We start from the raw sequence: 8,346 nt of genomic DNA, 5'->3' as shown, positions 1-8,346 counted from the left end.
TCTGGGTATTTCCTGTAAATTTTGAGTTCCTTGAATTTAAGTGTTGCCTTGATCCTATCTGTAAAACCCCTTTGGTAAAGGTGTTCAGAGAACAGCAGCAGACCGGTATTGGAAGATACTTCACTGCCTGCGTTATCAATAGTGATATCAGTGTTGCTTTTAAGCGTATTATGCCGTAAATTGTACATATGGTTTCTCCTATTATTTTCTTTTAGTCGATTAAATAATACCATAGAGAAACCATTTCCGTCGCACCCATAAGGTGCGGCGGTGTACATAGATAATGCGGCGTAACTCAAGGAGTTACGTCTTTTACTTTATTATGAGTGAATAATTCAGGGATAATATGAAAAGTTATCGGATTATTTCAAAATGGTTTTATAAATCTTGGGTTGAGAGCTTTTGGAGAAGTATATCGAGCTTTAAATACTTGTGTACATATGTAACTGCTAAACTAAATCAGGCCAATTTTCACTTAGTGGCTTTATGTCAAGAATGCTCAATAAGAATGCCACTAAAAGAGACCGGGATAAAAACCAATGTTCTAATTTAGATATTGTCAATGCAGAGCAAAGGCAACTGTCATTAGATTCGATTTTTGTTTCGGTCTCTTTCTTTTTTAATTTACACTTAATCGTTTATCTAAACGTAGTAAGCTATTTTCTCTTGTTTGGTTTAGGTCCAGTTTTTTTATGTTGCCGTGGTCTACCAGCATCCCTGTCAGCGAAGTCTTTAGCAAGAGCTGCTAATACCTGATCGTTGTTCTTGATTTCATCAAGATAATTGAGGACTTGGGCCCGGTAGTTCGTATATGTTTCTTTCTTGATTCCTAATTTACGCAGTATTACATTATCAATTTTGTTATGAATACGCGGAATTTCCGTAATTGTGTGATTTTGAAGCTTTACTAGAATGGATTTCAAATCTTTGTAATCTACTTCAGAAGCAGCAAACACAAAACGTCTAGCAGCACTGGCTCTGTTATTGCCATTTGAACCAAGTCTATGTGATTTGCGCCATTTGGCCACACGAGTAGAATTTGTTGAAGTCGGTTTTCTAGGGGCAGGATGCTTCGTTTTTTTTAGGTTTGCGCGTTTTTGATGCATCTGGCAACGTCTGGCTGAAAACTCAAAGTTATCCGTGTTATAGGCCTTAGGGGTATACCGGTGGACCGCACCAGATCTATTTCTGGCACGCGCACTTTTTCTGGATACTTTGACTGTGGAGGCATAGGTATAATTGTTTGTCATGATTAGGACTCCTTATTTTTTATTCACCAAGAAAATTTTTTCTTAGTAATAAAAATGTAATCCTAATTTAGATAAATAAAACAAAAATTATTAAAATACATGATAATAGGCGATGTATATTATCATGTATTTTATAGAAATGAAAATTTTTAAAGGGAAACACACGTTTTTTATAATGACAACCTGCTGATTTCGCAGTGAATAAAAAGTGATTGCAGTTTAGTTTCATGTTAATTGTGAATGATTTATGATTATAATTTAATTACTGTGATATTACCGTGCGTGTATAGATGGTACTTTACAAAAAACTGGTATCAATCTCGATTGTTGATATAAAAAATATCTTGGTATCACGATCATGATTTAATTAGAGAACTTACGAATCTATTCAACTTGAATTAAAAAAACGATGGCGAGCTAATTTTTCAATCAGCTTGACATCGTTTTTTAAGGTGTTGATATTGCTTGAATTAACGGGAAAAATTTGAGTGTTGTTATTTCCTTAATTGGCCTGGTAACCTACTTACGCCGAAGGTGGCAAGGTACTTCGCAAACAGTGGTAATATCAATTGCCGTAATCATCAAAAAAGGCAGTGAGCATCAATCTAACATTTGACATTCACTAAATAAGTTTAGACTATATTATCATAATGCTTATTATATTATCATAAATAACTGGAAATACTGTTGTAAGTTATATGTAGATATAATAGTATAACATCAAGCACGTGCTTAGAACTTACATCTCCGATCAAGATGTTGATTAAATCGTAGCCGTAATGGCAGAAAGAAGTTTTTTATATGTCTGATGTAGTAACTGTAACTTCTAGAAAAGGTGCAAAACTCTGGAATGCGATCAATGGGGATGTTCTCCGTAACTTGGACTTCGGTACGCAATGGCAGTATTTCAGTAAATCTTCTGATGAATATGGGGTTAATTGGTACAACGTTGGTACTGATGAATACGTAACAGATCTTGAAGTTTCCGAATCTGTTCAAAGTGTTTCTCAAGAATCAGGTGTTTTGACAGTCACTGCCACCGGTATTATGGCACAGTATTCTGTTAATGGTCGGCCTTGGACGGATGTTCTTTTGAACCAAGGTGAGCAGTACCAGTACTTTACTGTAGCCGTTGATGTCTGGGGTGGCTATAATTATGACCTTGGTGGTAACGAATGGGTTCAAGGGGCCAATACTAATGACCCAGCCAATCCTAACAGCGTTCCTCTGCGGCAACAGTTTTTGAATCATGCAGTAGAAATTAGTACAGGAAAATCATATGTGTTGCCAACAGATCCAACGAATCGATTTGGTCCCGATTATTTTGATTGTTCTGGATTAGTATATACAGCGCTTCAATATTTTGGAATTAACATCGGTAGTAATTCGGCAGTGCAATACGCAAATACAACACCAATTGATGTAAGTGAATTGCAGTCAGGTGATCTTGTATTCTATGGCCCAGCTGGAAACACGCATGTTGCAATTTATGCAGATAATAATATGGTATGGAGTGCGATGAGTCTTGAAAATAATCCTAACATTGGATATGAGACATATGGTAACATGAACATTCCTCTTGCTGAGCAACCATTTAGACGTATTACACAACTAGGGCAATAATTATCTTAATTAGGGTAAAGAGATTGGGACAAAAGTCAAAAGTTTAGATAATTTTATTTTAATTAAAAAATAAGATCCTGTAAAAATCAGCGTTTCTATGCAACTGACTTTACGGGATCTTTTTTTGAAATAATTTTTTCGGACTTTTGTCCCTGTACTTTACTATAGCTTAACAAGATTATTTAATTCATTGTACCATCTGATAGTTTCACCCATTGATTATCTGACCCCAACTTCACGTAAGTCATACCATTAATAGTTGTGGCGCCAAATATCTTGTAATAGTCGTAGTTTCCGCTGACAGCACCTGTTTGTTGACCATCTTGATTATATGTTAGTGTGCCATCGGGAAACAGCATTGCAGTTCTAATTACATCAACATTTTTGGTAGAATCAACCCACTGGTTATTACCCAAGTTAACCCGATTAATATTGTTGTTTGTAGGTCCATATAGGGTGAAACTATTAACTTTCCAATAACTAATTGCAGGATCTAAATAACCGGTAATGTGCCAGAGTTGTGGTGAATCATAGACTGGGACTTTTTGCCCCCGAGAATAGGCATAAGAAACTCCAGCCCCTACTTTATTGAAGCCACGGAAAACTTCATCTGCTTTGACCCATTGATTATTACCTAAATCATAAGCTAAAAACTTCTTAATACCATTTTCAGGTACTGTCGACTGACGAATAACCTGCCAGTCGCTATTATTTGTTGCTAAGGTTTTACCTGAATACTGGGTACAAGCAGCATCATTATAGATTTTTACTGGAAAACCCACAGAACTAACGGAATAGGGCACTTGAGGTGTATCAATTGTACTAGCACTTGCAGTTCCATTAGTGCTAGTTGCACCAATAATCAAAAAAGCTACCACAGAGATAATACTTACAATCCATTTTTTCATAGTACACCCTCCTTGAATACCTACATTTTACCATTTATTAGCATTGCCGAATTTTTAATTTCTAAATCACACACAACATCAAAATTACTTTGCGTATGTAAATATAGCACGGTAAGGTGGTGATTAAAGAGTGATCGATATGGTTAAATTTAAAAATGACAATGTTTTGTTGCGGGTTTGTAATGTGATTTATCTCGAACCGCAAGGACGTATGGAAAAATTTCCAAGTGTAGTTGAGGCGGTGTTTGAGTTTGAGCTCCTGAAATTGGCTATACTTAGTGGCTTACAGTAACATTGAATTGTCGATTATTTAGTTGCGATAGCAACGAACTGCTTCTTTCTGGAGTAGGCCTATACTAAACGGAAGAATAGGCAAGTACACAATGATCTAAAGCAAGGGCCATCTGGATTAGATGTAGACAACACAGTCTAATTCAGATGGCCCTTTTTGATTTTCCGATTAGTCGGCATGAGACATTTAGATTTACTAGAACCATTCAGAATAGTTGGCGTGCGGTATAATGGGGGAAAGTACATATGGGGGGAGTCATAATGATTAAACAAATTGGAACGGTAAAAAGATCACTTATTATCGCAGCGACTTTACTACTTGGTATTTCAGCCGTGATTTTCTTTCAAACTGGTGTTGTCAGAGCAGATAATCTGACGATTAAAGATGAAAGCACGCTATTTACAACCAAAAATCAGCCAGCACCAATTTATGCTGACCCTGAAACTACGCAGGCCACAGGGAAAACGTTGAGTACGGCGGTAGACACTTGAAAAGTTTTTCAAACAGCCTATGATGGCAATTATATTGTTGCTTATAATTTAGGTGGCAATCAATGGGTAAAAATAACCGATGGTCGCCCAAATTCTTTGAGTGCTAATCCAAATAGACTTTTCCGAGAATTTTATTCAAATGGGGAAGCTACCACAGTTTATAGTGATCCCTATTTAACGCAACCCAGCGGTAAATTGGACCCTAGTATTAGCCATTGGGCGATTACGCGTGTTTCAAATCCTACCCAAGCTGATGGCACCTATTCCTTTGATTTAGGCGATAATCAATGGGTTGGTTTGTCTGATAAAACGCGGGTCATTGAGGATAATTATTATTTCCAACCAGGGACGCCGCTATACAACGAAAACGGACAACAGACGCAAACTATTGATAACCCTAAACATTACAATTATCAAATCTTTGATGTGACAACCATTAATGGTGGCATCTACGTCAAACTTGGCAGTGATGATCAATGGGCCCTTTATGATGCTGGTTCACCTTATTAATTAAGTGGTTATTGTAATGTGAGAGGAAGCTTAAAATGAAAATCAAACGAATGTTGTTACTTGCCGTGTTGTTACTGGTGTCATTCAGTCTTATAGCAGCACATCCCGATACTGTTTATGGCGATGAATTATTATCTCAAGGCGTCAGTGCGGGCTATAACGTGGGCTATGATCCTAAGGTTGGACCAGCACCCTTTAAACAGCCTAATGTTTACTACGATTATCCTACGGTAGCCACTGTTAATGGTGAATGGGGCGCTAATGTGTTTTATGGCAATGATGATAACAAAATTTTTGATAAAATTTTGCCAGTAGGGTCCCAGTGGCAGGTTTATGGCTATACATTACGCCAAGATGGTTGGTATTATGATGTGGGCGGTGACATGTGGCTACAAGCTGATCAAGCTAAAGTACCGGTTTCAGATGGCTACGATGCTTTATTGAATGCAATAGTTTCGTTAGGTGGTAAGGGCCTCAGTACTAATGATGGGTATATATCGATTCTTGTTCGGGATGAATACGGCGTACATTATAAAGTTGGCCGTTGGATATACGACTATCTAGACGGTAGTCCCATGTACCAAGAGACACTGCAATACAATGTCTACTATGATGGCCAGGTCTACGCAATGGGCAAGGCGCCAAGATATTAAACTAATAATATACAAAACACAAAAAATAGGTTTAGCAGTCGTGTAAACGACAACGCTAAACCTGTTTTTGAATTAATTTTACGGCGTGTCCATTTCTGGGAAGGGATATGGCCAACCTGAGGCGCTCTTGGCCCACTGAGTTTCCGACCCTAATTTTAAGCTTAAGCCATATTTAGCAGCCATTGTAGCCCCGAATACCTGATAAGCGGCAGTTGTAGCAACTTGACCAGTTATGTGTCCGTCGCGATCAAACGTTGGTGTGCCAGCTCTGAAGTAAAAAACTTCTGGGATTAAATAGGTATATTGGTTGGTTTGCATTAACGCCCATTGATTATGGCCCAAATCCACAGCCATTATAATGTCTGTACCCGCAAGTTGGGCCACTTGGGTAATTTGCCAGTCCTTAATAGTTGGATCAAGGGTACCAATTTGGTGAATACCTAAACTGTCACTATAAATTGGTGTGCCCGCATTTGGGGTAAAGGCTTCTAAAAAATACCAAGACCCTTCTATGTTATAACGTCCATCCCTGGTGGCGACCCATTGATTGTAGCCCAGGTCGTAGGCGATGGCCGTGTCCCCATTGACAGCGACTCTTGTGATTTTCCAAGCTTCAATATGCGTATCTAACGCTTGTCCGGTAGGCTTAGTCGTTTCTGGATCTGTGTAAATTGGCGTCGGTTGGTTGCCCGAACCAAAAGTGGAATTTTCGTGGGTGGTATCTTTAATCACTAGCGCTGCTTGGACTGGGGTGGCGTTATAGCTTAATGTCATTCCCAAAATGATTGGTAAGGCTAATAGTAATAGGTACTTTAATTTTAGTTTCATTCTTAATTCCCCCAAGTAGGTCGTTGTCGATGGTGCATAGGTGATTTTTAAGGACGTGCATTTTTGAAGTTAGTCCACTGGCTATCATTGCCTAAGTTGACATAGGTTTCACCCTGAATAGTGGTGGTACCAAAGACCTTATATTGCCCGGAGCGGGTGATGGCACCTGTCACACGGCCAGTGCGGTCAACCAAGGGAACATTGGCATCAAAATGAAATGAAGTGCGGATGATGTCTACATCTTTGGCATTGACCCATTGGTTAGCACCTAGATCTACGCGGTCAAGGAAGGCAGCACCTGAACTAAAAATAGCGTATCTAATGATGGCCCAATGGCTAATAGTAGGATCAAGCTGACCAGTCATATGCCAAAGCTGGGGAGAGTCGTAGATTGGCACTTGTCGGCCCGCAGAATAGGCTTCTAAGATACCCATGTGATTTTCTTTATCTGGCTGCGCTAATTGGATAAATACTTCTGTACCTTTAACCCATTGATGATGTCCTAGGTCAAACGCCAGGATACCACCCGTGTCACGCACTAAATTTCGTAGAACTCGCCAATGGGTTATCGTTGTATCTAATGTTTTACCAGAATATTGCGTGCATTCTGGATCGGAATAAACCTTTACTGGGGATGCACCAGAGTTTACCACAGTGTTTGTCGCTGATTCGATGTGACTGGCAGCAGCTACTTGTCCACTGCCTAACCAAAACGTGCCTAACAGCACCAGAATTCCAACAAGCAATTTCTTAAATTTCATTTGTGTAAGTCCTCCTCATCGGTTGGTGGGATGGCTAACAATAGGTTGAACATTATCCTAACGAATGGTCAGTTGGGATAATACGCACCAGCAGCGGCTAGGACCCATTGGTCATCGGTTCCAAGCTTGATGGCTTGTTGATTATTAATGTACGTCGCTCCAAAAGTTTGATACAGACCACTGGTGGCAATCGTCCCAGTCTGTTCACCTTGGCGATTGTATGTGGGTGTCCCAGCCTGAGTTGCAAAGGAACCGAATAAATTTGCAGCAGTGACTAAGTTTTCTGCCGGCACCCACTGATTATGTCCTAAATCGTAAGCGACAATTGTACCACTGGCATCTTTGGCAATGCCACGAATGATCCATTCATTATTCATTGCATTGAGATTGCCGGCCCAAATCGTTGTTTCCGGGTCATAATAAAAGGGATAGGCTAACCAGGAAGAATAAATGATGCCGCCATTGGCGACTTCTGAAACGGTCAAAGGACTAGTATAAGGATTTGGTTTAACGAGCGATACAGCATAAGCATCAACCCACTGATCCGCACCCAAATTATAGGCTGAATCGCCAGAAGTGCCTTTGACAACGTTAAAGACTTGCCAGGTAATATAATCGGTGCTCAGCGTTTTACCAGTTTTTTGAGTCAAGGCTGAATCTGAATAAATCGGGATAGCCCGAAAGGCAGAGCTGACCAGGATGTCAGTGGGTAAGGGTGTTGGTGCAGCAATCGGAGTGATATCGGCAGCGATGACAGCGGTTTCATTTTGGGGGCCACTAATAGTTAAACCTACTACAGCTAATGTGAATGCAGCCAGCAGTACCCCCAAACGGTGTATACGTTTCATAAATAAAATCCTCCTTAAAAAATATATAAAAGTCTACATGTCTAAGTTTATCATCTATTAGATTAAATTAGGGACACATTTTATATTTTACACAGTTATCAGTCGAAAATTTATTTTAAATATGTTACCTGAATTATTCACTCATAATAAAATAAAAGACGTAACTCCTTGAGTTACGCCGC

Annotated in this window: 10 protein-coding genes; 4 read left to right on the top strand and 6 right to left on the bottom strand. The window is 39.4% G+C overall.

The features are described 5' to 3' along the window. Both FC83_RS17400 and FC83_RS06980 read right to left on the bottom strand, forming a co-directional pair. A partial coding sequence (locus FC83_RS17400; RefSeq protein ID WP_236700818.1) for a transposase occupies window positions 1–188 on the bottom strand: 188 nt, incomplete at its 3' end. A 468-nt stretch (window positions 189–656) separates the two neighbouring features. Then, window positions 657–1,250, bottom strand: a complete 594-nt coding sequence (locus FC83_RS06980) for a hypothetical protein (RefSeq protein WP_035456311.1) — start codon at window positions 1,248–1,250, stop codon at window positions 657–659. A gap of 801 nt (window positions 1,251–2,051) precedes the next feature. On the opposite strand from FC83_RS06980, the gene FC83_RS06975 reads away from it, so the two are divergent. Further along, window positions 2,052–2,873 carry a C40 family peptidase gene (locus FC83_RS06975; protein WP_035456308.1) on the top strand — a complete coding sequence of 274 codons (822 nt, stop codon included), beginning with the start codon at window positions 2,052–2,054 and terminating at the stop codon, window positions 2,871–2,873. Between the two features lie 182 nt (window positions 2,874–3,055). On the opposite strand, the gene FC83_RS06970 is transcribed toward FC83_RS06975, so the two are convergent. Next, window positions 3,056–3,781: an SLAP domain-containing protein gene (locus tag FC83_RS06970; protein ID WP_035456305.1), complete on the bottom strand. Its 726-nt coding sequence runs from the start codon at window positions 3,779–3,781 to the stop codon at window positions 3,056–3,058. Between the two features lie 552 nt (window positions 3,782–4,333). On the opposite strand from FC83_RS06970, the gene FC83_RS06965 reads away from it, so the two are divergent. The 3 genes from FC83_RS06965 (at window position 4,334) to FC83_RS06955 (ending at window position 5,727) form a co-directional block, all read left to right on the top strand. Beyond that, window positions 4,334–4,564, top strand: coding sequence for a hypothetical protein (locus FC83_RS06965; protein WP_152537827.1), 231 nt, complete (start codon window positions 4,334–4,336; stop codon window positions 4,562–4,564). A gap of 96 nt (window positions 4,565–4,660) precedes the next feature. Beyond that, window positions 4,661–5,074, top strand: a complete 414-nt coding sequence (locus FC83_RS06960; RefSeq protein WP_035456299.1) for a hypothetical protein — start codon at window positions 4,661–4,663, stop codon at window positions 5,072–5,074. Between the two features lie 35 nt (window positions 5,075–5,109). Continuing rightward, window positions 5,110–5,727, top strand: a complete 618-nt coding sequence (locus FC83_RS06955; RefSeq protein ID WP_057002574.1) for a hypothetical protein — start codon at window positions 5,110–5,112, stop codon at window positions 5,725–5,727. A 78-nt stretch (window positions 5,728–5,805) separates the two neighbouring features. Here the strand turns inward: FC83_RS06955 and FC83_RS06950 are convergent, their stop codons facing one another. The 3 genes from FC83_RS06950 to FC83_RS06940 form a co-directional block, all read right to left on the bottom strand. After that, window positions 5,806–6,555, bottom strand: a complete 750-nt coding sequence (locus FC83_RS06950; RefSeq protein ID WP_035456290.1) for a hypothetical protein — start codon at window positions 6,553–6,555, stop codon at window positions 5,806–5,808. Between the two features lie 47 nt (window positions 6,556–6,602). Next, window positions 6,603–7,316: a hypothetical protein gene (locus tag FC83_RS06945; protein WP_035456287.1), complete on the bottom strand. Its 714-nt coding sequence runs from the start codon at window positions 7,314–7,316 to the stop codon at window positions 6,603–6,605. A gap of 68 nt (window positions 7,317–7,384) precedes the next feature. Then, complete coding sequence (locus tag FC83_RS06940) at window positions 7,385–8,164, bottom strand: hypothetical protein (protein ID WP_035456285.1); 780 nt, start codon at window positions 8,162–8,164, stop codon at window positions 7,385–7,387. Between the last annotated feature and the right edge of the window lie 182 nt (window positions 8,165–8,346).

This window comes from Agrilactobacillus composti DSM 18527 = JCM 14202 (assembly GCF_001436375.1).
Taxonomy (GTDB): Bacteria; Bacillota; Bacilli; order Lactobacillales; family Lactobacillaceae; genus Agrilactobacillus; species Agrilactobacillus composti.
This window is presented reverse-complemented; position numbering and strand designations above follow the sequence as displayed.

Excerpts from the sequence above, each read along its gene's own strand:
- FC83_RS06980 (WP_035456311.1), bottom strand. The coding sequence starts at position 1,250 with ATGACAAACAATTATACCTATGCCTCCACAGTCAAAGTATCCAGAAAA.
- FC83_RS06975 (WP_035456308.1), top strand. The coding sequence starts at position 2,052 with ATGTCTGATGTAGTAACTGTAACTTCTAGAAAAGGTGCAAAACTCTGG.
- FC83_RS06970 (WP_035456305.1), bottom strand. The coding sequence starts at position 3,781 with ATGAAAAAATGGATTGTAAGTATTATCTCTGTGGTAGCTTTTTTGATT.
- FC83_RS06965 (WP_152537827.1), top strand. The coding sequence starts at position 4,334 with ATGATTAAACAAATTGGAACGGTAAAAAGATCACTTATTATCGCAGCG.
- FC83_RS06955 (WP_057002574.1), top strand. The coding sequence starts at position 5,110 with ATGAAAATCAAACGAATGTTGTTACTTGCCGTGTTGTTACTGGTGTCA.
- FC83_RS06950 (WP_035456290.1), bottom strand. The coding sequence starts at position 6,555 with ATGAAACTAAAATTAAAGTACCTATTACTATTAGCCTTACCAATCATT.
- FC83_RS06945 (WP_035456287.1), bottom strand. The coding sequence starts at position 7,316 with ATGAAATTTAAGAAATTGCTTGTTGGAATTCTGGTGCTGTTAGGCACG.
- FC83_RS06940 (WP_035456285.1), bottom strand. The coding sequence starts at position 8,164 with ATGAAACGTATACACCGTTTGGGGGTACTGCTGGCTGCATTCACATTA.